The organism is Mycobacterium sp., from assembly GCF_052144515.1.
Classification (GTDB): Bacteria; Actinomycetota; Actinomycetes; order Mycobacteriales; family Mycobacteriaceae; genus Mycobacterium.
Genome location: NZ_JBKQQD010000106.1, coordinates 33,114 through 56,066, shown reverse-complemented (window position 1 = coordinate 56,066; position 22,953 = coordinate 33,114). Strand labels below are relative to the sequence as shown.

Here is a 22,953-nt window from a genome sequence, read left to right as displayed (position 1 = left end):
CCAGATAACTCGGATTCAACTTTCAGGGGATTACGGCCACATCGAGTTGACGGAGTTTCGTACATAATGTGAGCATCGAAAGAGACGGCAGCGCATACGTCTTCGTATTTTTCGGGTGCGCCCCTCCACGAAAGGTCAAGACCGCATGGGCCGCAGCCATCGTATGACGGATTGGAATCCCGAAGACATCGACGCCTGGGAAGGCGGCAACAACAAGATCGCCCGCCGCAATCTGCTCTGCACAGTGGCCGGCGACCACGTCGCGTTTTCGATCTGGAGCCTATGGTCTGTCATGGCGCTGTTCATGCCCGCGTCGGTCTATGGGTTCTCCGCCGGCGACAAGCTGTTACTGGGCGCCGTTGCCACGCTGGTCGGTGGTTGCGCACGCATCCCCTACACCTTCGGCATCGCCGTGTTCGGAGGCCGTAACTGGACAACGTTCTCCGCGTTCGTGTTGCTGATCCCGACCGTCGGGACCATGGTGCTGCTGGCCAATCCCGGCCTGCCGCTGTGGCCATATGTGGTGTGCGCCGCGCTGACCGGGCTGGGCGGTGGCAACTACGCGGCATCGTTGGCCAACGTCAACGCCTTCTACCCGCAACGCCTCAAGGGCGCGGCGCTGGCGATCAACGCCGGCGTCGGCAACCTCGGGGTCGCGGTGATCCAACTGGTCGGGCTGCTCGTGCTGGCGACCGCGGGGCACCAAGCGCCGTATTGGGTCTGCGCGGTCTACCTGGTGTTGTTGGCGATCGTCGGCATCGCCGCGGCAATGTTCATGGACAACCTCGACCACGGCATCGAGGTGAACCACATGCGGTCGATCCTGTTCGAGCGCGACACGTATGTGATCTCGCTGCTGTACATCTGCACGTTCGGGTCCTGGATCGGCTTCGCGTTCGCATTCGGACAGGTGTTGCAGGTCAACTTCTTGGCCAATGGCGAAACCGCCAGGCACGCGTCGCTGCACGCCGCACAGATCGCCTTCGTGGGACCGCTATTGGGGTCGCTGGCCCGGATCTACGGCGGGAGGCTGGCCGATCGCCTCGGCGGTAGTCGCGTCACCCTGGGGGTCCTCGGCGGCATGATCCTGGCCGCCGGGCTGCTGGTCGGTATCAGCAGCGTCGATCACGGCGCAGGCACGCGCTCGAGCGCACTGGTCGGCCCACTGACCTTCCAAGTGGTCGCCTTCATGGTTCTGTTCATCCTGTCCGGGATGGGCAATGGGTCTGTGTTCAAACTGATTCCGTCGGTCTTCGAAGCACGCAGCCGCTCGCTGGACATCAGCGAAGCTGAGCGCCGACGTTGGTCGCGCGCGATGTCGGGATCGCTGATCGGCTTCTGTGCCGCGGTCGGCGCTCTCGGCGGCGTGGGAATCAACCTGGCGCTGGCGAGTCCTACCTCACCAGCGGCACGGAGACCTCGGCGTACTGGATGTTTTTGGGCTCGTACGTCGTCGCGGCGATCACGACTTGGATGGTGTATGTCCGCGGCCGGATTTCGCATACCGGCCTGCCGGAGACGGAAACCGAATCCGAGCTCGCCGCGGTGTGATCGGAGCCTCAGTGGTGGGCAATGCGTCAGCAATTGCGGAGTAACGCAGCGAAAATCTGCCAGGCATAGACAGGTGATATGACCCAGCCAGAATCTGCACCGCTGACCGGGTACCGGATCGCGGTGACGTCTGCGCGCCGCGCCGAGGAGCTCTGCGCATTGCTGAGCCGCCAGGGCGCCGAGGTCTGCAGCGCCCCCGCGATCAACATGATCGCGTTGCCCGAGGATGATGAACTGCACGCCAACACCAAGGCGTTGATCGCCGAGCCGCCAGATGTTTTGTTGGCGCACAACGGTATCGGCTTCCGCGGCTGGGTAGCCGCTGCCGAGGGGTGGGGGCTGTCTAACCAGCTTATCGCGGCGTTGTCGTCGGCCCGGATCGTCGCCCGCGGACCGAAGGCGACCGGCTCGCTGCGCGCCGCCGACCTGCGCGAGGAGTGGTCCCCACAATCCGAATCCTCACACGATGTGCTGAAGTATCTCCTCGAGTCAGGCGTATCGGGTAAGCGTGTGGCCATCCAACTGCACGGCGCGGCCGATGCGTGGGACCCGTTCCCGGAATTTGTCGGCGGATTGCGTTCCGCCGGTGCCGAAGTCGTGCCCATCCGCGTGTACCGGTGGAAGTCGACAGCACTGGGCGGCGAGTTCGACCAGCTGGTCACCGAGATTGCCCGACGACAATTCGATGCGATCAGCTTCACGTCGGCGCCCGCAGCGGCGGCGGTGCTGGAACGCAGCCGCGACCTGGGCATCGAGGACCAGCTCTTGGAAGCACTGCGCACCGATGTCCATGCGATGTGCGTGGGCCCGGTAACCTCCCAGCCGTTGAAGCGAAAGGGCGTCCCGACGTCATCGCCCGAGCGAATGCGGTTGGGAGCCTTGGCCCGCCATATTACCGAACAGCTACCGCTGCTGGGCTCGTTCACCGTGGTGGCCGCCGGCCACGTGGTCGACATCCGCGGAACCTGCGTACTGGTGGATGGTTCGATCAAGTTGCTGTCGCCGTCCGGCATGGCGATACTGCGCGCGCTGGCGAAACGTCCCGGCGACGTCGTCTCGCGCCACGACCTGCTGCGCGTACTGCCCGGCAACAGCAACGACCCGCACGCCGTCGACACGGCCGTGCTGCGGCTCCGAACGGCATTGGACGACAAGAACATTGTCGCAACGGTGGTCAAGCGCGGCTACCGGCTTGCGGTCGGTGTCCCGGCAGGTGTCGGATGAGTCTGCTCCTCGTCGCGCACGGCACCCGCAGACCTGGGGGTGTCGAGATGATCGGCGACCTCGCGGCCCGGGTGAGCACGCTCATCGGCCGCAGGGTGCAGGTTGCGTTCGTCGACGTGTTGGGACCGACACCCAGCGAGATGCTGTCGTGTGCCGACGGGCCCGCGATCGTGGTGCCCGCGTTTTTGTCCCGCGGCTACCACGTGCGCACCGATCTGCCCGCCCACGTCGCCGCCAGCGGGCACCCCGACGTCACCGTGACCCCGGCCCTGGGGCCGAGCCGGGGGGTCGTGCGGATAGTGGCCGAGCAGCTGGTGAAATCCGGTTGGCGTCGAGGTGATTCGGTCATTCTGGCGGCGGCGGGCACGTCGGATCAACGAGCGCACGCCGACTTGCGCACCACCGCCGCGCTGCTGTCCATGCTGCTCGGATCCCCCGTGGACCTGGGATTTGTGGCCGCCGGTGAGCCGCGTCTGAACGAGGCCGTGGCTAAGGCCCGACGCGGCGGTCGGCGCGTCGCGGTCGCCTCCTACCTACTCGCCAACGGCCTGTTTCAGGAACGGTTGCGCGCCTGCGACGCCGATGTCGTCAGCCCGGCACTCGGCAACCATCCCGGGCTGGCGCGGCTTGTCGCGAGCCGGTTCCGCGAGGCGGTGCTACTTCCCCGCGAAGCGATGCCCGCGGGGCGCGCCCGTTGCTAAAAATGTCGACAATGCTTGATCTTTGATCGGCTACGGGTGATCCTGGCACCATGGCCCGTCGCGAAGAGCCATATCGAGGGATCCTTGACCCGGTAGCGAAGATGCTGCGTTTGCCATTTGGCACACCGGAGTTCATCGACCGTATCTTCACCGGAAGCGTCAACACCGTAGGCCGCCGCACGCTGCACCTGCTGATCACCACTTGGGACGCGGCGGGGGGCGGCCCGTTTGCCGCCAGCGCGATCGCGTCGACCGGCCTGGCCAAAACCGCCGAAATCGTGCAGTCCATGTTCGTCGGCCCGATCTTCAACCCGCTGCTCAAGATGCTGGGGGCAGACAAGATCGCCGTCCGGGCGTCGTTGTGCGCCACTCAGCTCGTCGGACTGGGCATCCTGCGCTACGGAATACGCTCCGAGCCAATCCATTCGATGACGGTAGACCAGCTCGTCGACGCCATCGGCCCGACGATGCAGCGCTACCTCGTCGGTGATATCGGCAGGTGAGCTACCCGGCCAGCCGTGCGATCTGGATCTGGCCTGCGGGCAGGACGCGGACCTGGTAGACCGGCACCGACACTCGCGGGTCATCGAGGCAGCAACCGTCGTCCAGCGCGAAAGCCTCTTTCAAGATGGGCGATTGGACCGTCGCGCGACCCCCGCGATCGCCGACGATGCCGCGGGACAGGACCGCCGCGCCGGAGAACGGGTCGACGTTACCCAGCGCGTGCAGCGACCCGTCGTCCAGCCGGAACAACGCCGCCTGGCTGCCGTCGTCGAGCAGCACACCGACGCCACGGCCGGTAATCAGGTGGTCGTACGCGCAGGCGGTTGTCCACACCTGAATGTCGTTGAGAAGTGTCACAGTTCCTCCTTAGACGAGCGGATCCGCGGGATACCAATGGGGACAGTGACTTTGCGTCCGGCATGCTCGGTGAACGACACGGTCGAGTCAACGGCGTCCGGCGCGTTGACGAAGGAGACGAACCGCGACAGCTTGTCCGGATCCTCCAGCACGCCTTTCCATTCGCACGCGTAGTTCTGCACGTGCCGCTCGATCGCGGCCTCGAATTCGGCGGCCAGGCCCAGCGAGTCTTCGCACACGACCTCGCGGACGTGATCCAGCCCGCCGACAAGCGATTCGACCCACGGCGCGGTGCGTTGCAGGCGGTCGGCCGTGCGGATGTAGTACATCAAGAACCGGTCGACGTAGCGGACCAGCGTCTCGGTGTCGAGGTCGGCCGCCAGCAGTTGGGCATGTTTGGGAGTCATGCCGCCGTTGCCGCCGACATAGAGGTTCCAGCCCTTCTCGGTGGCGATGACGCCGACGTCCTTGCTGCGCGCCTCGGCGCATTCACGCGCACATCCGGAGACGCCGAGCTTGATCTTGTGCGGCGCTCGCAGCCCGCGGTAGCGCAGCTCCAGGTCGATGGCCAGCTGCACCGAATCCTGCTGGCCGTAGCGGCACCAGTCGCTGCCCACGCAGCTCTTCACCGTGCGCAACGCCTTGCCGTAGGCGTGGCCGGATTCCATGCCGCCGTCGACCAGTCGTTTCCAGATCTGCGGCAGCTGGTCCACCCGCGCGCCGAACATGTCGATCCGCTGGCCGCCGGTGATCTTGGTGTACAGCCCGAAGTCCTGCGCAATCTGGCCGATCAGGATCAGATGCTCGGGCTTGATGTCGCCGCCGGGGACCCGCGGCACCACCGAGTAACTGCCGTTCTTCTGGATATTGGCCAGGAAGTGGTCGTTGGAATCCTGCAGCGAGGCCTGCTCGCCTTCCAGAATGTGTTCGGAGCCGGTGGAGGCCAGGATGGAAGCGACCACGGGTTTGCAAATGTCGCAACCCTTTCCGTGGCCGAAGCGCTCCAGCAGCCCGGAGAACGTGCGGATCTCGGTGGCGGAGATGATTTCGAACAGCTCTGCGCGCGACTGACCGAAGTGCTCGCACAGCGCCTTGGACTGTTCCACGCCCTCGGCTTCCAGCAGCTGTTTAAGCAGCGGTACGCACGACCCACACGACGTGCCGGCCGCCGTGCACGCCTTGAGCGCGGGAACGTCGCCGCAGCCGTCGGCGATCGCGCACTTCAAGTCGCCCTTGGTGACGTTGTTGCATGAGCAGATCTGCGCCGAGTCCGGCAGCGCGCCGACTCCCAAAGCCGAAGCGCCGCAACCCGACTGGGCCGGTGCGACCAGCGCCAAAGGGTCCCCGGGCAGCTCGCTGCCGACCATGGGCCGCAAAACCCCATAGGACGAAGCGTCACCCACCAGCACCCCGCCGAGCAGGGTCTTGGCATCGTCGGTGAGCACGAGTTTGGCGTATGTGCGGTTCACCGCGTCGTTGATGGCGACCTCGAGACAATTCGAGCCTGTGCCCATCGCGTCGCCGAAGCTGGCGACGTCGACACCCAGCAGCTTGAGCTTTGTCGACAGGTCCGCCTCGGGGAACTCGGCGGTGCCGTCCAGCAGTCGGTCGGCCACCACCTCGGCGGAGGTATAGCCGGGCCCGACCAGGCCGTAACACCGCCCCTCGATTGCGGCCACCTCGCCGACCGCGTAGATGTCGGGATCGCTTGTCCGGCAGGATAAATCAGTGAGCACACCGCCACGCTCGGCGAGGTTCAACCCCGCCACTTTGGCCAGTTCGTCGCGCGGCCGGATGCCGGCGGCGAAGATCACCACGCCGGCGTCGATGACTTCCCCGTTGCTCAGGCGCAACCGCACGTCGGAATGCTCAACGGACTCAATCGAGTCGGTACCCGTCCCGACATGCACCGCGATTCCGAGGTCGGTGATCATCCGCGACAGCAGCGCGCCCCCGCCCTCGTCGATCTGCTGGGCCATCAGGCGCGGCATCATCTCGACAACGTGTGTCTGTAACCCGAACTGGCTCAGTGCATTAGCTGCTTCGAGGCCCAGCAGCCCGCCGCCGATCACCACGCCCGCTCCGGTGCGGCCGGCCTCCCCCGCGCGGAGGGCGGCGGCTCGGATGTCGTCGAGGTCGTCGAGCGTGCGGTACACGTGGCACGCGGGCAGGTCGTGGCCGGGCACCGGCGGGACGAAGGCGTAGGACCCGGTGGCCAGCACCAGGGTGTCGTAGCTGTGTCGCCGGCCGTCGGCGGTGACCACTGACTTTGTGGCGCGGTCGATTTCGGCGACGCGGGTATTCAGCAGCAGACGCACCCGCTCGTCACCGGCGTAGTCGTTACCGGGCAGGGCCAGCAGGGCGCGGTCCCAGCTTTCGGTGTAGGAGGTCAGCCCGACGCGGTCGTAGGCAGCGTCGGCTTCCTCGGCCAGCACGGTGATCCGCAGCGACCCGGTGGTGTCGCGAGCACGCAGCGCCTCGACCAGCCGGTGGCCGACCATGCCGTGCCCGACCACGATGATGTGACGGGCCGCACAGTGCGCACGCGGAAATCCAGCAGGGGCCATGCCATGAGGTTATGGGCGGGAAATTACCGGACAAATCACGAAATGTGACGCACCTATCACGTCGTGCTCACAGCTGAAAACCTGCTGTGTGCGATGCGTTCGCTCCGGGCGAACGCCGAGGTGGAACTTAAGCGTGGACGACTCAAGTTGGTAGTGATAGCCGGCCGACAAGGCGCCGGCCACAGCAAACTCACAACATAGTTCAAGGAATCAGAAGGAGAAGCCATGAGCAACCTTGCATTGTGGTCGCGCCCGGCCTGGGACACCGACCGGTGGTTACGCGACTTTTTCGGCCCCGCTGCCGCAGCGGACTGGAACGGGCCTGTGAGCAGCGGATTCCGTCCGGCCGCAGACATCGTCAAGGACGGTGACGACGCGGTGGTCCGCCTGGAGCTGCCCGGCGTCGACGTAGAGAAGGACGTGAACGTCGAGGTGGACAAGGGTCGCCTGGTTATCCACGGCGAACACCGCGACGAGCACTCCGAGGAGAACCAGGGCAGCACCCTGCGGGAGATCCGCTACGGATCGTTCAGCCGGTCGTTCCAGCTGCCCGCCCACGTCACCAGCGAGGCCATCACGGCTTCCTACGACGCCGGCGTGCTGACGGTAAGGGTCACCGGCGCGTATGCCGGAACTCAGGCGCAAAAGATCGCGATCACCAAGTAACTCGCGGCGAAAAATCGATCCGGCGGGGTTCATCGGCCCCGCCGGACTTTTCGCGGCTCAGGCCCCGAAAGCCTGATCGGCGTCAACTCCGATGACCCGCAACAGGTTTGCCACTTTGCGGTCCAGGCTTTCGCCCACCTTGGTGACCTCCGCGATGCCAAGACTGCCGAACGCGGCACTGACGGGGTACGACGATTCAGCGACTTCCACAGTCACCTGGGCATTCCCAAAGCGGTGCTGGCCGACCGGCTGGCGTTCCTGGTGGAACAGAGCGTGCTGACAAAGGACGCGGGCGAGTATCAATTGACCGGCAAGGGCAAGCAGCTGTGGCCGCTGATCTGGTCGATGATCAACTGGGGCAACGAGAACTATCTGGAGAAAGCCACCAGACGGACCTACCGGCACGCGGAGTGCGACGGCCTCGTCGGGCACGATCGCGTCTGTCAGCGGTGCGGGCAGGTCCCCGACGTCTCCGATCTCGTTGCGCACCCGCCGCGCCGTCCCCGCGATCCAAGCGATCCGGGTCGCGACGATCCCGTCAGCCGCCCGCTCCGAGGGCCACATCGGATGCTGGATCCGGTCTAGCTCAGCTCCAGCGGGCCAGGATTTCCTTGGCACGCAAGGCCAACGCGGCTTGGAAAAAGGGACCGAAGCTGATCCGGCCGACGCCCAACGCGCCAAACGATGCCGGGTCGTCCTGGCCGGGCAGCGCGATCGCGTTGACCGGCAGCGGCAACTCGCTGGCCAAGCGGCGCAATGTTTCCGGGTCGTGGCGGCCCACCGGATAGAGCACGTCGGCGCCGGCCGCGGCGGCCTCGGTCAGCCGTGCCACGACCCGATCGATCCGGTCGGATTCGTCACCATCGGAGCGCAGGAAGAGATCCGTGCGGGCGTTGACCACCACATGGACCCCGGCCGCATCGGCGGCCGACCGCAGCGCTCCCACCAGTTCCGCGTGTTCACCGGCAGACCGCAGCCGCTTGCCGTCGCAATGCACGGTGTCCTCGATGTTGAGCCCGACAGCGCCCACGCTGAGCAAGCCCTCGATCAGCCGGGCCGCCGGCAGCCCGTAGCCCGATTCGATGTCCACCGATACCGGGACGTCTACCGCGGCGGTGATCTGGGCGACCCGGGCGAGCACGTCGTCGAACGACATGCCCTCGCCGTCGGGTTTACCGATCGAATCCGCCAGCGGATGGCTACCCACGGTGAGAGCAGCAAAGCCGGCATCCGTGGCAAGGCGTGCCGACCACGCGTCCCACACGGTCGGCAAGATCACCGGATTGCCCGGCTGATGCAGTTCCAGCAGCGTCAAAGCTCGCTGCGCCGTGGTTCGACCCGACCCAGCTGGCATAAGGGATCCGCTTCCTATGGTTCCTAATGGCGATCCGGTCTAGCGCACATCAAGTCCGCGCAGTGGATAGTATCGGGGCGTACTGTGATCCATGCCACCGTCCCCGAGGAGATCGAAGTTGTCAGCCCCCGCTACTGAACTGACCGAACTGCACGATCTCATCGGCGGCCTGCGGCGGTGTGTGGCCGCGCTGAAGGCACGCTACGGCGACAGCCCGGCGATGCGGCGCATCGTCATCGACGCCGATCGGATCCTCAGCGACATCGAATTGCTCGATACCGACGTTTCCGAATTGGATTTGGATCGCGCCACCGTGCAGCAGCAGGGCGAAAAGATCACCATTCCCGACGCCGACTACGACCGCGACTTCTGGCGCGATGTCGACGACGAGGGTGTCGGAGGTCACAGCAGGTACTGACAACCTGCTGACAACCCCAGCCCCCCGAGAAATTGGGGGTTCTCTCTGTGTACCCTTCGTCCAGACAGCCCGTTCGAAGAGGAACACTAGATGAGCGCACCCACGGCGAGCCGTGCTGACTCCGGCGTCTTTTCACCCACCCGCGCACGAATAGCGCGAAATACGCTTCGCACCGACCGGTGGTGGATGTCGCCGTTGAGGGTCGACCTGGGCTTCGCCGCATTCCTTATCTATGCGACGGCGCGCGGGTTGCAGCAGGGTTACTTCTTCGTCCCGAAGTACCACTACCTGACGCCGTTCTACTCGCCGTGCGTCAGCAAGGCTTGCGGTCAGGCCAGCGACTTCTGGCCGCAGATCCTGCCGGATGTGTGGTGGCTGCCCTACGCGGCTCTGTCGCTGCCGTTTCTGCTGCTGTTCCGGCTGACCTGTTACTACTACCGCGGCGCCTACTACCGCACGGTGTGGCAGTCGCCCACCGCCTGCGCGGTGGCCGAGCCCCGCGTCCACTACACCGGCGAGACTAGGTTCCCGCTGATCATCCAGAACAGCCACCGTTACTTCTTCTACATCGCTGGCATCATCTCGGTGATCAATACCTACGATGCGATCGTCGCGTTCCATTCCGAGGACGGACCGGGCGGATTCGGCTTCGGGTTGGGCAACGTGATCCTGGTCGGCAACGTCATCATGCTGTGGGTCTACACGCTGTCCTGCCATTCATGCCGGCACGTGACCGGCGGGCGGCTCAAGCATTTCTCCAAACACCCTGTGCGGTATTGGATCTGGACCCAGGTCAGCAAGATCAACACGCGGCACAAGCTGTTCGCGTGGATCACACTCGGCACGCTGATGCTCACCGACTTCTACATCGCGCTGGTGGCCAGTGGTGCCATCCCGGACCTGAGATTTGTTGGCTGATACGCCCTTCACGGATTACCAGGAATAGCTTAGCGAGGTTTTAATGACTGAGGTCGAACGGCACTCCTACGACGTCGTCGTCATCGGTGCCGGCGGCGCGGGGTTGCGTGCGGTCATCGAGGCCCGCGAACGCGGCCTCAAGGTCGCGGTGGTGTGCAAATCCCTGTTCGGCAAGGCCCACACGGTGATGGCCGAGGGTGGCTGTGCGGCGTCGATGGGCAACACCAACCCGAAAGACAACTGGCAGACCCACTTCGGCGATACGATGCGCGGTGGGAAGTTCCTGAACAACTGGCGGATGGCCGAGTTGCACGCCAAGGAGGCACCGGACCGGGTCTGGGAGCTGGAGACCTACGGTGCGCTCTTCGACCGCACCAAGGACGGCAAGATAAGCCAGCGCAACTTCGGCGGGCACACCTACCCGCGGCTGGCGCACGTCGGTGACCGCACCGGCCTGGAGTTGATCCGCACCATGCAGCAGAAGATCGTGTCGCTGCAGCAGGAGGATTACGCCGAAGTCGGTGACTATGAGGCGCGGATCAAGGTGTACGCCGAATGCACGATCACCGAGCTGCTCAAAGAGCAGGGCGCGATTGCCGGAGCCTTCGGCTACTGGCGCGAGAGCGGCCGGTTCATTGTGTTCGAGGCCCCCGCGGTGGTGCTGGCCACCGGCGGGATCGGCAAGTCGTTCAAGGTGACCTCGAATTCGTGGGAGTACACCGGCGACGGGCACGCGCTCGCGCTGCGGGCCGGCGCGACGCTGATCAACATGGAGTTCGTCCAGTTCCACCCGACGGGCATGGTGTGGCCGCCGAGTGTGAAAGGGATCCTGGTCACCGAAGGTGTCCGCGGTGACGGCGGAGTGCTGAAGAACTCCGATGGCACGCGGTTCATGTTCGGCTACATCCCGCCGGTGTTCAAAGGCCAGTACGCCGAGACCGAGCAAGAGGCGGACCAGTGGCTCAAGGACAATGACTCGGCCCGTCGCACCCCGGACCTGCTGCCCCGCGATGAGGTGGCGCGCGCGATCAACTCGGAGGTCAAGGCCGGCCGCGGCACCCCGCACGGCGGCGTCTACCTCGACATCGCGTCGCGGTTGACCCCCGAGGAGATCAAGCGACGGCTGCCGTCGATGTACCACCAGTTCATGGAGCTGGCGGAGGTCGACATCACCAAGCAGCCAATGGAAGTCGGGCCCACCTGCCACTACGTGATGGGCGGCGTCGAGGTCGACGCCGACACCGGCGCGGCCACGGTCCCCGGGCTGTTCGCCGCCGGCGAGTGTTCCGGCGGCATGCACGGCTCCAACCGGCTGGGCGGCAACTCGCTGTCGGACCTGTTGGTGTTCGGCCGGAGGGCCGGCCTGGGAGCCGCGGACTACGTGCGGGCGCTGGGCAGCCGGCCGGCGGTCTCGGCCGAGGCCGTCGACGCGGCGGCAAAGGTGGCACTCAAGCCGTTCGACGGGCCGACAGACGGCTCGGCCCCAGAAAATCCGTACACACTGCACATCGACTTGCAGCAGGCGATGAACGACCTGGTCGGCATCATCCGCAAAGAGGACGAGATCACCAAGGCGTTGGCCCACTTGGACGGCCTCTGGAAGCGCTACCAGAACGTGCAGGTCGAGGGCCATCGCCAATACAACCCGGGCTGGAACCTGGCCATCGACCTGCGCAACATGCTGCTGGTCAGCGAGTGCGTGGCCAAGGCCGCGCTGGAACGCACCGAAAGCCGCGGCGGTCACACCCGCGACGACCATCCCGGCATGGACGCCAATTGGCGCAACACCTTGCTGGTGTGCCGTGTCGGGTACGGCGACACCAGCGATTCCCGCATCATCGTCACCCGCCAGCCACAGATACCGATGCGGGCCGACTTGCTGGAGCTCTTCGAGATCTCCGAGCTGGAGAAGTACTACACCGACGAAGAGCTGGCCGACCACCCAGGACGGACCCCAAGGACGGAGAGCTAATGGGCTACAACGCAAGCTTGCGGGTGTGGCGCGGCGACGACACCAGCGGTGCGCTGCAGGACTTCACCGTCGAGGTCAACGAGGGTGAGGTGGTGCTCGACGTCATTCACCGTCTGCAGCAGACCCAGACGCCCGACCTCGCGGTGCGGTGGAACTGCAAAGCGGGCAAGTGCGGATCCTGCTCGGCAGAGATCAACGGCAAGCCGCGGCTGATGTGCATGACCCGGATGTCGACGTTCGCCGAGGACGAGGTCGTCACGGTCACGCCGCTGCGGACGTTCCCGGTGATTCGCGACCTGGTCACCGACGTCTCGTTCAACTACGAGAAGGCGCGCGAGATCCCGTCTTTCGCACCACCCAAGGATCTGCAGCCTGGGGAATACCGGATGGCGCAGGTCGACGTTGCGCGCTCCCAGGAGTTCCGCAAGTGCATCGAGTGCTTCCTGTGCCAAAACGTCTGTCACGTGGTCCGCGACCACGAGGAAAACAAGAAGGCGTTCGCCGGGCCACGATTCCTGATGCGGGTCGCCGAACTGGAAATGCACCCACTCGACACGCGCGACCGGCGCAACCAGGCGCAGGAAGAGTTCGGGCTGGGCTACTGCAACATCACCAAATGCTGCACCGAGGTATGCCCGGAGAACATCAAGATCACCGACAACGCGCTGATCCCGATGAAAGAGCGGGTTGCCGACCGCAAATACGATCCAGTCGTGTGGCTGGGTAACAAGCTGTTCCGGCGTTAAGCCCGTTAGGCCGGGGTCGCACCGGGTACCCGATGCTGATGCGAGAAACAACCAGCATCAACGACATCGAACCGCGATCCGAGAGTTGTCCGTCCGCGCCGAACTCGCGCAGCGCATCCAGGGCTATCGGGACGAACTCAGCAACCGCCGTTGACGAGCCGGCGGAACTCGCTGCGGTGGAACACGATGGGCACTATCGCGGCGTCCACGGTCACCTCGCTGACCCTCAGGACCACGATGGTGTGATCGCCGGCCGGAATAAGTTGCTCGATCGCGCTTTCCAGCCACAGGCCGGTGCCCTTGACGAAGACCGCGCCGCTCTCGCGCGACACCGTCTCCAAACCGGCGAACCGGTCCCCGGTCTTGGCGGCCAGGGTGCGCGCGGCCTCGTCATGCGCCTCGCCCAGCACGCTGATGCCGAGCATCGGCAGGCCCTTGAGCTTGGGCCACGTCGTCGAAACGTTCTGGACGCAAAACGACACCAGCGGAGGGTCCAGCGAGACGGGCACGAAGGTGCTGGCCGCCAGGCCTTCACGCACGCCATTGACCTCGGCCGCGATGGCCACCACCCCGGACGGGAAGTGGCCAAAGGCCTCACGCAGTGACGTCGGCGTCAGGTTGCTGTTCGAGTTCACCGGACTTCATTCCCCTCAGGCCGGGAACGGAATTCTCGCGGACGAGCCTACCGGGCGCGTACCCGTGAGCCGCCGCGACATCCGGGTGAGCGCGCAACCGGCTCTTCCAGGCGTTGCGGCCGTAGACAGAGTAGATCGGATCCGACGGATCCGGACGCAATTCGGCGCGGGCAGCCAGCTCGGCCGGCAGCGACAGCATCGGTACCTGCGCGTCAAGCCGCGGGTTGAAGAAGTACGCGATCGAGATGCGCTCGGCCCCCGCGGACCCAGCGCACCCAGTGGACCGCAGGTTCACCCGGTGCTCGGTGGCGCGCAGGTAACCGCTCGTCGCGACTTCGAGCAGTTCACCGATGTTGACGACGAACCTCCCGTCCCGTGCCGGGACATCCACCCATTCCCGGGAGCCGGGGCGCCGCACCTGCAGGCCCCGAGCGCCGGGCTCGGCCAGCAGCAGGGTGAGCACCCCGGAATCTTTGTGCGCGCCCACGCCTTGTGCGGTGGCCGCGCGGGAAGGGTAGCGGATCACCTTGATCAGCGTGGCGGGTGTTCCGGCGAAGGCGGAGTCGAAGACCTCGGGCGGGCTGCCCAAGGAGGCTGCCCAGTGCCGGAGCAGGGTGCGGGCCACCCGGGACAGCGCGGCGTCCCATTCGTCGATGATCCCGGGCAACTCCGGCAGCGCGGCCGGCCATTGGTTGGGGCCCTGCAGCCACAGGTAATCGGGCTTGCCGGGCCCGCCGATCGGCGGGCGCTGCGGTCCGATGTCGATCTGCTCGCGCCAGTCCACCTCGCCGCGGGTCAGCTCACCACCCAACCGGGTGTATCCACGGAAATGCGGACTGCGCACCATCGCGATGGCGTCCTTGTCCGCCGGGGGTAGCGCGAAGAGCCCACGCGCCGCCTCGAGCACCCGGCCGGACAGCGCCGCCGGGACCCCATGACCAGCCAGATAGAAGAAGCCCATCCCGTGGGCCGCCTCGCGAAGGTTGTCGCGCAATTGGCCCGCCGGTGCCCGCAGGTCCACCACCGGGAGTGCCGTGACGTCGCCCACACTCATCATTGAACCATCATCGTCGCAGGTGAAGCGGGCTGCCCGCGCCGGGAAAACCCCAGGCCAACCGGTTGGTTAGTTAGCTAATGGAATTTAGCTCACATTGTGTTGCGTTCAAGTTTCTGGTGGGTATAGGTTAAGCCTGTTACTGGTGGGTAACTTAGCCCTAGTACCCAACCACAAGTGGCATTCTCGACGAGGAGGAATGTAGTGAGCCACTACAAGAGCAACGTTCGCGACCAGGTATTCAACCTGTTTGAGGTGTTGGGCGTTGACAAAGCATTAGGCCAAGGCGAGTACAGCGACCTGGACGTCGACACCGCCCACGAAATGCTGACGGAGATGAGCCGGCTGGCCGAAGGACCGGTCGCCGAGTCGTTCGTCGACGGCGACCGCAACCCACCGGTGTTCGACCCGAAGACCCACTCGGTGACGCTGCCGGAGTCGTTCAAGAAATCGGTCCACGCATTGACCGAGGCCGGCTGGGACAAGGCCGGCGTCGACGAGGCGCTGGGCGGCATACCGATGCCCAAGGCGCTGCAGTGGGCGCTGCACGAGCACGTCCTCGGCGCCAACCCCGCAGCGTGGATGTACGCGGGCGGCGCAGGCTTCGCCAACGTCATCTACCACCTCGGTACCGAGGAGCAGAAGAAGTGGGCCGTGCTGTGCGCTGAGCGCGGTTGGGGCGCGACGATGGTGCTGACCGAGCCGGACGCCGGCTCCGACGTCGGCGCCGGCCGCACCAAGGCGGTCCAGCAGGACGACGGCTCCTGGAACATTGACGGCGTCAAGCGGTTCATCACCTCCGGCGACTCCGGCGACCTGTTCGAGAACATCGTCCACCTGGTGCTGGCCCGCCCCGAGGGTGCCGGCCCCGGTACCAAGGGACTTTCGCTGTTCATCGTGCCCAAGTTCTTGTTCGACTTCGAAACCGGCGAGCCCGGCGAGCGTAACGGCGTCTTCGTGACCAACGTCGAGCACAAGATGGGCCTGAAGGTCTCGGCCACGTGTGAACTGTCGTTGGGCCAGCACGGCGTGCCTGCCAAGGGCTGGCTGGTCGGCGAGGTGCACAATGGCATCGCGCAGATGTTCGAGGTCATCGAGATGGCCCGCATGATGGTCGGCACCAAGGCGATCGCCACGCTGTCGACCGGCTACCTGAACGCCCTGGAATACGCCAAGTCCCGGGTACAGGGCGCCGACCTGACCCAGATGACCGACAAGACCGCACCCCGGGTGACCATCACGCACCACCCCGACGTGCGCCGCTCGCTGATGACCCAGAAGGCTTACGCCGAGGGTCTGCGCGCCCTGTACCTCTACACCGCAACCTTCCAGGACGCGGCGGTTGCCGAGGCACTGCACGGCGTCGACGCCGACCTGGCCGTCAGGATCAACGACCTGATGCTGCCGGTGGTCAAGGGCGCGGGCTCCGAGCAGGCCTACGCGAAGCTCACCGAGAGCCTGCAGACGTTCGGCGGCTCGGGCTTCCTGCAGGACTACCCGATCGAGCAGTACATCCGGGACGCCAAGATCGACTCGCTCTACGAAGGCACCACCGCCATCCAGGCGCAGGACTTCTTCTTCCGCAAGATCGTCCGCGACAAGGGACAGGCGCTGGCCTACGTGTCGGGCGAGATCCAGAAGTTCGTCGACAGCGAGTCCGGCAACGGCCGGCTCAAGACCGAACGCGAGCAGCTGGGCAAGGCGCTGGCCGACGTGCAGGCGATGGCGGCCACGATGACCGGCTACCTCATGGACGCACAGCAGACTGTCACCAGCCTCTACAAGGCGGGCCTGGGTTCGGTGCGCTTCCTGATGAGCGTCGGTGACCTGATCATCGGCTGGTTGTTGCAGCAACAGGCCGCGGTGGCCGTGGCCGCGCTCGATGCCGGCGCCACCGGTGACGACCGGTCGTTCTACGAGGGCAAGGTCGCGGTCGCGTCCTTCTTCGCGAAGAACTTCCTGCCGCTGTTGGCCAGCACCCGCGAGGTGATCGAGACGCTGGACAACGACATCATGGAGCTCGACGAAGCTGCTTTCTAAGCCGCTTTCTAGAAGATCGCAAACAAGATCCCCCGCCTCGAGGCGGGGGATCTTGTGTCTGCACAGAAAAGACCGCCGCTGGATCCCCTCACTCCAGCGGCGGCCCATTTCGCACGCCCGTCTGCGCTGACCGGCGCTCGCTTGTAGGGATGCCCCGTATTGTCGTCGGGGTCGGGGGTCAGACCACAACACGGGGCTATCCGTCAAATACCCACTTGCCCGGGCCACAAACCACGCGGCGGAAAAAATCTGGAGCATCACGTTTCCAGAATCGCGGCGACACCCTGCCCGCCCGCGGCACAGATCGAAATCAGCGCGCGAACCGGCGCGTTCTTCTCCGCCTTCTTCTCGGCGAGCTGCTTGGCGGCCTGCGCGAGGATCCGCCCGCCGGTGGCCGCGAAGGGGTGGCCGGCGGCTAATGACGAACCGTTGACGTTGAGCCTGGACCGATCGATCGGCCCCAGCGCGGCGTCCAGGCCCAGCCGCCCCTTGCAGTACTCGTCTGACTCCCAGGCCTGCAGATGCGCCAGCACCACCGAGGCGAACGCCTCGTGGATTTCATAGAAGTCGAAGTCCTGCAGGCTCAACCCATTTCGGGCCAGCAGCCGGGGTACCGCGTAGGTGGGGGCCATCAGCAGGCCGTCGTTGCCGTTGACGTAGTCCACGGCCGCGGTTTCGGCATCCACGAAGTAGGCCAGCGGGGCCAGTGCGTGTTCGGATGCCCACTGCTCGGTGGCCAGCAAAGCGACCGACGCGCCGTCGGTCAGCGGAGTCGAATTGCCCGCCGTCATCGTCGCGTCGCCGGCCTTCACCCCGAAAACCGGACGCAGCCCGGCCAGCTTTTCGACGCTGGCATCGGGCCGCAGGTTGTCATCGCGGTACAGCCCTAGAAAAGGTGTGACCAAATCGTCAAAAAAGCCCCGATCGTAGGCGTCGGCCATGTTGCGGTGGCTGGCGACGGCCAGTTCGTCCTGATCGACGCGCCTGATTCCCATCTGCTTGGCGGTGATGGCGGCGTGCTCGCCCATCGATAGGCCGGTGCGCGGCTCGCTGTTGGCCGGGATCGCGATGCCGAGGTTGGCGGGCAGCGTCCCCACCAGCTTGAGCCGTTCCACGTTGGACTTGGATCGCCGCAGTTTCAGCAGGTTGCGGCGCAGGTCGTCGCCCAGGCCGATCGGCGCATCCGAGGTGGTGTCCACGCCGCCGGCGGCCGCCACCTCGTAGCGCCCGGCGCCGATACCGTCGGCCGCGGCGATCGCGGCATGCAGGCCGGTGCCGCAGGCCTGCTGCAGGTCGAACGCCGGTGTATAGGGGGATAGCTGCGACCCCAGCACGCATTCGCGCATCAGGTTGAAGTCGCGGCTGTGCTTGAGCACCGCGCCGCCGACCACCACACCCAATTGTTCGCCGGCCAGCCCGAACCGGTCTATGAGCCCGCCCAGCGCCGCGGTGAACATGTCCTGATTGGACGCCTCGGCATAGGCGCGGTCTGATCGTGCGAAAGGAATGCGATTGCCGCCTAGGACGGCGACGCGTCGCTTCTCGGTTGTCGAGGCCACCATGTGTCTCCGTGTATCTCTGTGTCTTTATGCGTCGGTGCTAGCAGTTTGGGTATCGGCCCTCGGGGCCATACTACTCACTGTTCTTACTCTCAAGTAAGTTCGTCTGGGTTCGTCCGAGATACGGTTGGCCCTATACCGCCCCCATACGGCAAGCCCGACACGGAAGGTAGCGCAGTGGCTCCCAAAGGCTCGTCCGACCTGTTCTCGCAGGTCGTCAACTCCGGCCCCGGTTCGTTTGTGGCCAAGCAACTCGGTGTTCCGCAACCGGAGCCCCTCCGCCGTTATCGGCCGGGTGACCGGCCGCTGGCGGGATCGTTGTTGATCGGCGGGGAGGGCCGGGTGGTCGAGCCGCTGCGGGCGGCGCTCGACACGGACTACGACGTGGTGGGCAACAACCTGGGCGGCCGGTGGGCCGACTCGTTCGGCGGGCTGGTCTTCGACGCGACGGGTATCACGACGCCGGCCGGGCTGAAGCAGCTGTACGAGTTCTTCAGACCCGTGCTGCGCAACCTCGGCCACTGCGCGCGCGTGGTGGTCGTCGGCACCACCCCGGAAGCCGCGGCCGGCACCGACGAGCGGATCGCTCAGCGCGCGCTCGAGGGTTTCACCCGCTCGCTGGGCAAGGAGCTGCGCCGCGGCGCCACGGTGGCGCTGGTGTACCTGGCGCCGGACGCCAAACCGGCCGCGACGGGCCTGGAATCCACCCTGCGGTTCATCCTGTCGGCCAAGTCGGCCTACGTCGACGGCCAGGTTTTCTTTGTGGGGGCAGCCGACTCCACGCCCCCGGCCGACTGGGACCGCCCGTTGGACGCCAAGGTCGCCATCGTGACCGGCGCGGCCCGCGGTATCGGCGCGACGATCGCCGAGGTGTTTGCCCGCGACGGGGCCCGCGTCGTCGCGATCGACGTGGAATCCGCCGCCGAGTCCCTGGCCGAGACCGCCAGCCGCGTCGGTGGCACCGCGCTGTGGCTCGACGTCACCGCCGGCGATGCCGTCGACAAGATCACCGAGCATCTGCGCGACCATTACGCCGGGCACGCCGACATCCTGGTCAACAACGCGGGTATCACCAGGGACAAGCTGTTGGCCAATATGGACGACGCCCGCTGGGACGCCGTGTTGGCCGTCAATCTCCTTGCCCCCCTTCGGCTTACCGAGGGGCTGATCAGCAACGGCAGCATCGGCGAGGGTGGCCGGGTAATCGGGCTGTCGTCGATGGCCGGCATCGCGGGCAACCGCGGGCAGACCAACTACGCCACCACCAAGGCCGGGATGATCGGCCTCACCCAGGCGCTGGCACCGCAACTGGCCGAAAAAGGCGTCACGATCAACGCCGTCGCCCCGGGGTTCATCGAAACCCAGATGACGGCCGCGATCCCGCTGGCCACCCGCGAAGTGGGCCGACGACTCAACTCGCTGTTGCAGGGCGGTCAGCCCGTAGACGTCGCCGAGACCATCGCGTACTTCGCCAGCCCGGCGTCAAACGCGGTGACCGGCAACGTCATTCGCGTCTGCGGCCAGGCCATGCTGGGGGCGTAAGATGAACCAGCCAAGCGGCCTGAGAAACATGCTGCGCGCCGCTGCCGGGGCGTTGCCGGTCGTGCCCCGCGGAAACCAGTTGCCCACCCGCACGGTGCGCGTCGAGGAATTGCCGATCGACCACGCCAACGTCGCCGCGTACGCGGCGGTCACCGGTCTGCGTTACGGCAACAACGTGCCGCTGACCTACCCGTTTGCGCTGACCTTTCCCACGATGATGTCCCTGGTGACCGGGTTCGACTTTCCTTTCGCCGCAATGGGATCCGTGCACACCGAGAACCACATCACGCAGTACCGGCCGATCGCGGCCACCGACACGGTCGGCGTGCGGGTGCATGCGGAAAACCTGCGTGAACACCGCAAGGGCCTACTGGTCGACCTGGTGACCGACGTCAGTGTCGGCAACGACGTCGCGTGGCACCAGGTGACGACCTTCCTGCATCAGCAACGCACCAGCCTGTCCGACGAGCCCAAGCCGCCGCCACAGAAGCAGCCCAAGCTTCCCCCGCCCAGCGCGGTGCTGCGGATCACGCCCAGCCGAATCCGCCGCTACGCCGCCGTCGGCGGCGACCACAACCCGATCCACACCAATCCCGTCGCCGCCAAGCTTTTCGGGTTCCCCACCGTCATCGCGCACGGGATGTTCAGTGCCGCAGCGGTGTTGGCCAACATCGAGGCGAAAATTCCGGATGCCGTGCAATATTCGGTGCGTTTCGCCAAGCCGGTGGTGTTGCCCGCCACCGCGGGGCTTTACGTCGACGAGGGTGCTGACGGCTGGGAACTCGCGTTGCGCAACATCGCCAAGGGTTACCCGCACCTGACCGGCACGGTGCGCGCGCTATGAAGATCGTTTTTTCTGCGGCGGGTTTCGAGGATCAGGCGGCAGCAGGACCCACAGCTCTTCGGCCGTGCCCACTGGGTGTTCATCCGGCGGGAAGAGATCAGTGAACAACACAAGCGTTTCACCCAGTTTGGTAGCCGCAGGGGCCATCAGGCCATGGAATTCGAGCTGGTGAGCTGCCGCGGAGACGCTCTGGCAGGCTGCGTAAGCAGCTTTGTCGGACGTATCGGATTGCAGTTGCTTCAAGGTCAACCCGCTGAGCGCAAGGGTGGCCGCTGAACGGAGGTCGAGGATGTTTGTTACCGACACTTCGCAGGTGATCAAGACTCTCGGCCTGATGGGCGGTACCGCGCCGCCGCTGGCGACGACGGGATCAATCAGGTGACGGTAGGCCTCGACGACAACCGAGTCGGTGGGCTTGCCGAGGTAGAGGACGGGATAGCCGCCCGCGGTACCCCACCTGCCCACTGCTGACCGTCCCTGTAGAGCGGTTCCCGCAAAACGCGCGGGTAGGTGGCGTTGCCAGGTGCCGACGACTTTGACAGGTGAGGCTCGGGACAATCGTGCCGGCAGAGAGTCCATCGAGCTACATGCCGCCGGCGACCCACTTGGCCTCGTCAATTACCTTGTCGATCTCACCGCCGACAATCAGGTCGATCGGTCGCTGCATGTCGAGGTTGCGGTTGCGTGAGTGAAGCCAGATATCGATGCCCTCGTCGGTATAGGAGTCGCTGAGCAACGTGATCACGGTGCGGACATCGAGTAGGCGCTTAACGGCCTCACCGCGTGGGGCGTTGTGTCCACTGGCCCAGTTCTGCACGGCACGTGGCCCGGACCCAACAGCTCGTGCCAACTCGACTTGCGTGATCCCCGCCCTCGTCACGTCGTCGACAACACGCACGAAGGTGAGCGAAGCGCCGTCATCTGCGTGCCGGGCCGGTCGCTGCTTTTTGGCGCGTGCGGTTCGGGCATGGGTCATGCGCGCATCTTTCTGGTCACCTACTCATTATGCTACATAGCTAGTGCTTAATAAGTTGCGCCTAATGCTGCGTATTGGATGCTAACCCGGTGAGTACCTTCAGGCCGTGCGCTCCGGTCGCGGTGACCAGGAAAACTCCGAACAGCCAAAACGGCGGATGGGCCAGCTCCCAGACGAAGATTGCGGCCCAGATCGGTGAACCCTGGGTGACCGCGAGCACTCCGGCCGCACCGGCCAACGAGGTTGCCGGTAGCTGAAAGTTTGTCCCGGCCGCCCAGTTTATGGTCAGCACGAGCAGCGAACCGGCCGCAGCACCGGTGGCCAACGACGGCGTGAGCATCCCCCCTGCGCCGCCGGCGCGCAGGAAGAGCGCGGTGAGCAGCGGCTTCAATGCCAGAATCGCGGCCGCCGACGACAACGTCATTCCCATTTTTTCGGAGGCGAGGGCGACCGTCAGGATGCTCCTGCCGTTGCCGGGCAGCTCGGGCCACCAGTGCGAGCAAACACCCATCACCAGCCCCGCGCCGGCAAGCGCGGGAACGAGCACCCAGGACCTCATCGTGCGGGCGGGGCGCGCCGCCCCCATGAGCCGGTTGAACGCCAGGCCGACCACCAGCGTCAGCGGCGCCAACACCACTGCCCGCCCGGTCAATTGAAACGACGAATGCGCACTGGGCCAGTCCAGGCTCGAATGGTCGTGGGTGATCGCCGAGCCGATCGCGACGGCCAGGCTGGAGCTGATCAGCGCCGCGCCCAGTGCGCGCGGATGCCAGGTTTTCAGGATGATGCGCACCGAGAAGAGGGCGCCCGCGAGCGGAACGGCGTAGACCGCGCCGAGCCCGGCTCCGGCCGCGCATGCCAGCAGGATCTGGCGGTCCCGGGGTGACAGCCGCCTCAGCCATCCGATGCATAAATCGCTTAGGGCTGCGGCAAATTGACGAGGGGCACCTTCCCGACCGAGGGATGCACCGGAGCCGACGAGCAGCACCTGTAGCACCGCATCGATGCTCCACGACAGCCGAGGTACCCGGTCACCTCGGGTGATGGTCCCCTCGAGCGGCCGCACCTCGGCTCTGCGCCGCAGGATCCACCATCCGAGCCCGGCCAACGCGCCCCCGACCATCGGTCCCAGGGCGCGGCGTACCGGACTGCTGCCGGTGATCCCTTGCAGCAGCGTGCCGAAGGTGTAGTGATACGTGACGTGCTGAACGAAGCGCAGCACGAACGTTGTCGATAATCCGGCGACCCCGGCCAGCACTCCGACGATGACGACCGCGCAAAAGAAGTCCAGATTCGGGCGCGGCCGGGACCAGGGCACCCGACAA

At 65.7% G+C, this 22,953-nt stretch carries 21 protein-coding genes and 2 pseudogenes; 13 read left to right on the top strand and 10 right to left on the bottom strand.

Annotated elements, in window-relative coordinates; translation table 11 throughout:
* Nucleotides 1-145: 145 nt before the first annotated feature.
* From ACLP9N_RS06280 to ACLP9N_RS06265, 4 genes and pseudogenes are all read left to right on the top strand, one after another.
* A pseudogene (locus ACLP9N_RS06280) lies at nucleotides 146-1,551 on the top strand (nitrate/nitrite transporter).
* Between the two features lie 78 nt (nucleotides 1,552-1,629).
* Entirely contained in the window at nucleotides 1,630-2,775 is a 1,146-nt protein-coding gene (locus tag ACLP9N_RS06275) for a uroporphyrinogen-III synthase (protein ID WP_442406577.1), read from the top strand.
* Entirely contained in the window at nucleotides 2,772-3,476 is a 705-nt protein-coding gene (locus ACLP9N_RS06270; RefSeq protein ID WP_442406576.1) for a sirohydrochlorin chelatase, read from the top strand. The genes ACLP9N_RS06275 and ACLP9N_RS06270 overlap by 4 nt, the downstream gene beginning before the upstream one ends.
* Before the next feature lie 50 nt (nucleotides 3,477-3,526).
* Nucleotides 3,527-3,979 carry a TetR/AcrR family transcriptional regulator gene (locus ACLP9N_RS06265; RefSeq protein WP_442406575.1) on the top strand — a complete coding sequence of 151 codons (453 nt, stop codon included), beginning with the start codon at nucleotides 3,527-3,529 and terminating at the stop codon, nucleotides 3,977-3,979.
* Nucleotide 3,980: 1 nt separating this feature from the next.
* Here ACLP9N_RS06265 and nirD read toward each other — a convergent pair whose 3' ends face one another.
* Both nirD and nirB read right to left on the bottom strand, forming a co-directional pair.
* Nucleotides 3,981-4,337: a nitrite reductase small subunit NirD gene (nirD, locus tag ACLP9N_RS06260; protein WP_442406574.1), complete on the bottom strand. Its 357-nt coding sequence runs from the start codon at nucleotides 4,335-4,337 to the stop codon at nucleotides 3,981-3,983.
* On the bottom strand, nucleotides 4,334-6,904 hold the full coding sequence (gene nirB, locus ACLP9N_RS06255; RefSeq protein ID WP_442406573.1) for a nitrite reductase large subunit NirB: 2,571 nt from the start codon (nucleotides 6,902-6,904) through the stop codon (nucleotides 4,334-4,336). The genes nirD and nirB overlap by 4 nt, the downstream gene beginning before the upstream one ends.
* A 225-nt stretch (nucleotides 6,905-7,129) precedes the next feature.
* Between nirB and ACLP9N_RS06250 the strand changes: the two genes are divergently transcribed.
* A complete protein-coding gene (locus tag ACLP9N_RS06250) occupies nucleotides 7,130-7,570 on the top strand; it encodes an Hsp20/alpha crystallin family protein (RefSeq protein WP_442406572.1) in 441 nt (146 codons plus the stop codon).
* Between the two features lie 57 nt (nucleotides 7,571-7,627).
* Here the strand turns inward: ACLP9N_RS06250 and ACLP9N_RS06245 are convergent, their stop codons facing one another.
* Nucleotides 7,628-7,786 carry a hypothetical protein gene (locus ACLP9N_RS06245; RefSeq protein WP_442406571.1) on the bottom strand — a complete coding sequence of 53 codons (159 nt, stop codon included), beginning with the start codon at nucleotides 7,784-7,786 and terminating at the stop codon, nucleotides 7,628-7,630.
* Nucleotides 7,787-7,804: 18 nt separating this feature from the next.
* Between ACLP9N_RS06245 and ACLP9N_RS06240 the strand changes: the two genes are divergently transcribed.
* A complete protein-coding gene (locus tag ACLP9N_RS06240) occupies nucleotides 7,805-8,155 on the top strand; it encodes a winged helix-turn-helix transcriptional regulator (protein WP_442406570.1) in 351 nt (116 codons plus the stop codon).
* Between the two features lies 1 nt (nucleotide 8,156).
* On the opposite strand, the gene ACLP9N_RS06235 is transcribed toward ACLP9N_RS06240, so the two are convergent.
* The gene (locus ACLP9N_RS06235; protein WP_442406569.1) at nucleotides 8,157-8,924 is read right to left on the bottom strand and encodes an isocitrate lyase/PEP mutase family protein; all 768 of its coding nucleotides are present in this window, start codon (nucleotides 8,922-8,924) and stop codon (nucleotides 8,157-8,159) included.
* A gap of 118 nt (nucleotides 8,925-9,042) precedes the next feature.
* Here ACLP9N_RS06235 and ACLP9N_RS06230 point away from each other — a divergent pair, with 118 nt between their 5' ends.
* The 4 genes from ACLP9N_RS06230 to ACLP9N_RS06215 all read left to right on the top strand — a co-directional run bounded on the left by ACLP9N_RS06230 (nucleotide 9,043) and on the right by ACLP9N_RS06215 (nucleotide 12,978).
* A complete protein-coding gene (locus tag ACLP9N_RS06230; protein ID WP_442406568.1) occupies nucleotides 9,043-9,342 on the top strand; it encodes a hypothetical protein in 300 nt (99 codons plus the stop codon).
* Between the two features lie 90 nt (nucleotides 9,343-9,432).
* Complete coding sequence (locus ACLP9N_RS06225) at nucleotides 9,433-10,260, top strand: hypothetical protein (RefSeq protein ID WP_442406567.1); 828 nt, start codon at nucleotides 9,433-9,435, stop codon at nucleotides 10,258-10,260.
* A 43-nt stretch (nucleotides 10,261-10,303) separates the two neighbouring features.
* Entirely contained in the window at nucleotides 10,304-12,232 is a 1,929-nt protein-coding gene (locus ACLP9N_RS06220) for a fumarate reductase/succinate dehydrogenase flavoprotein subunit (RefSeq protein WP_442406566.1), read from the top strand.
* Nucleotides 12,232-12,978: a succinate dehydrogenase/fumarate reductase iron-sulfur subunit gene (locus ACLP9N_RS06215; RefSeq protein ID WP_442406565.1), complete on the top strand. Its 747-nt coding sequence runs from the start codon at nucleotides 12,232-12,234 to the stop codon at nucleotides 12,976-12,978. The genes ACLP9N_RS06220 and ACLP9N_RS06215 overlap by 1 nt, the downstream gene beginning before the upstream one ends.
* 137 nt (nucleotides 12,979-13,115) lie before the next feature.
* On the opposite strand, the gene ACLP9N_RS06210 is transcribed toward ACLP9N_RS06215, so the two are convergent.
* Both ACLP9N_RS06210 and ACLP9N_RS06205 read right to left on the bottom strand, forming a co-directional pair.
* Nucleotides 13,116-13,613: a flavin reductase family protein gene (locus tag ACLP9N_RS06210; protein ID WP_442406564.1), complete on the bottom strand. Its 498-nt coding sequence runs from the start codon at nucleotides 13,611-13,613 to the stop codon at nucleotides 13,116-13,118.
* Nucleotides 13,614-13,668: 55 nt separating this feature from the next.
* Nucleotides 13,669-14,670: pseudogene (locus tag ACLP9N_RS06205) on the bottom strand (isopenicillin N synthase family dioxygenase); the annotation flags it as partial.
* A 201-nt stretch (nucleotides 14,671-14,871) separates the two neighbouring features.
* On the opposite strand from ACLP9N_RS06205, the gene ACLP9N_RS06200 reads away from it, so the two are divergent.
* Nucleotides 14,872-16,707, top strand: a complete 1,836-nt coding sequence (locus ACLP9N_RS06200) for an acyl-CoA dehydrogenase (RefSeq protein ID WP_442406563.1) — start codon at nucleotides 14,872-14,874, stop codon at nucleotides 16,705-16,707.
* 257 nt (nucleotides 16,708-16,964) lie between these two features.
* Here the strand turns inward: ACLP9N_RS06200 and ACLP9N_RS06195 are convergent, their stop codons facing one another.
* Complete coding sequence (locus ACLP9N_RS06195; RefSeq protein WP_442406562.1) at nucleotides 16,965-18,266, bottom strand: acetyl-CoA C-acetyltransferase; 1,302 nt, start codon at nucleotides 18,264-18,266, stop codon at nucleotides 16,965-16,967.
* Nucleotides 18,267-18,443: 177 nt separating this feature from the next.
* Here ACLP9N_RS06195 and ACLP9N_RS06190 point away from each other — a divergent pair, with 177 nt between their 5' ends.
* Nucleotides 18,444-19,808: a 3-oxoacyl-ACP reductase gene (locus ACLP9N_RS06190; protein WP_442406561.1), complete on the top strand. Its 1,365-nt coding sequence runs from the start codon at nucleotides 18,444-18,446 to the stop codon at nucleotides 19,806-19,808.
* 1 nt (nucleotide 19,809) lies between these two features.
* Nucleotides 19,810-20,652, top strand: a complete 843-nt coding sequence (locus ACLP9N_RS06185; protein ID WP_442406560.1) for a MaoC/PaaZ C-terminal domain-containing protein — start codon at nucleotides 19,810-19,812, stop codon at nucleotides 20,650-20,652.
* Here the strand turns inward: ACLP9N_RS06185 and ACLP9N_RS06180 are convergent.
* From ACLP9N_RS06180 to ACLP9N_RS06170, 3 genes are all read right to left on the bottom strand, one after another.
* Complete coding sequence (locus tag ACLP9N_RS06180) at nucleotides 20,647-21,231, bottom strand: RES family NAD+ phosphorylase (RefSeq protein ID WP_442406559.1); 585 nt, start codon at nucleotides 21,229-21,231, stop codon at nucleotides 20,647-20,649. The genes ACLP9N_RS06185 and ACLP9N_RS06180 overlap by 6 nt on opposite strands.
* A gap of 4 nt (nucleotides 21,232-21,235) precedes the next feature.
* Nucleotides 21,236-21,628, bottom strand: a complete 393-nt coding sequence (locus tag ACLP9N_RS06175; protein WP_442406558.1) for a helix-turn-helix domain-containing protein — start codon at nucleotides 21,626-21,628, stop codon at nucleotides 21,236-21,238.
* Nucleotides 21,629-21,689: 61 nt separating this feature from the next.
* Nucleotides 21,690-22,946 carry a chloride channel protein gene (locus ACLP9N_RS06170; RefSeq protein ID WP_442406557.1) on the bottom strand — a complete coding sequence of 419 codons (1,257 nt, stop codon included), beginning with the start codon at nucleotides 22,944-22,946 and terminating at the stop codon, nucleotides 21,690-21,692.
* Between the last annotated feature and the right edge of the window lie 7 nt (nucleotides 22,947-22,953).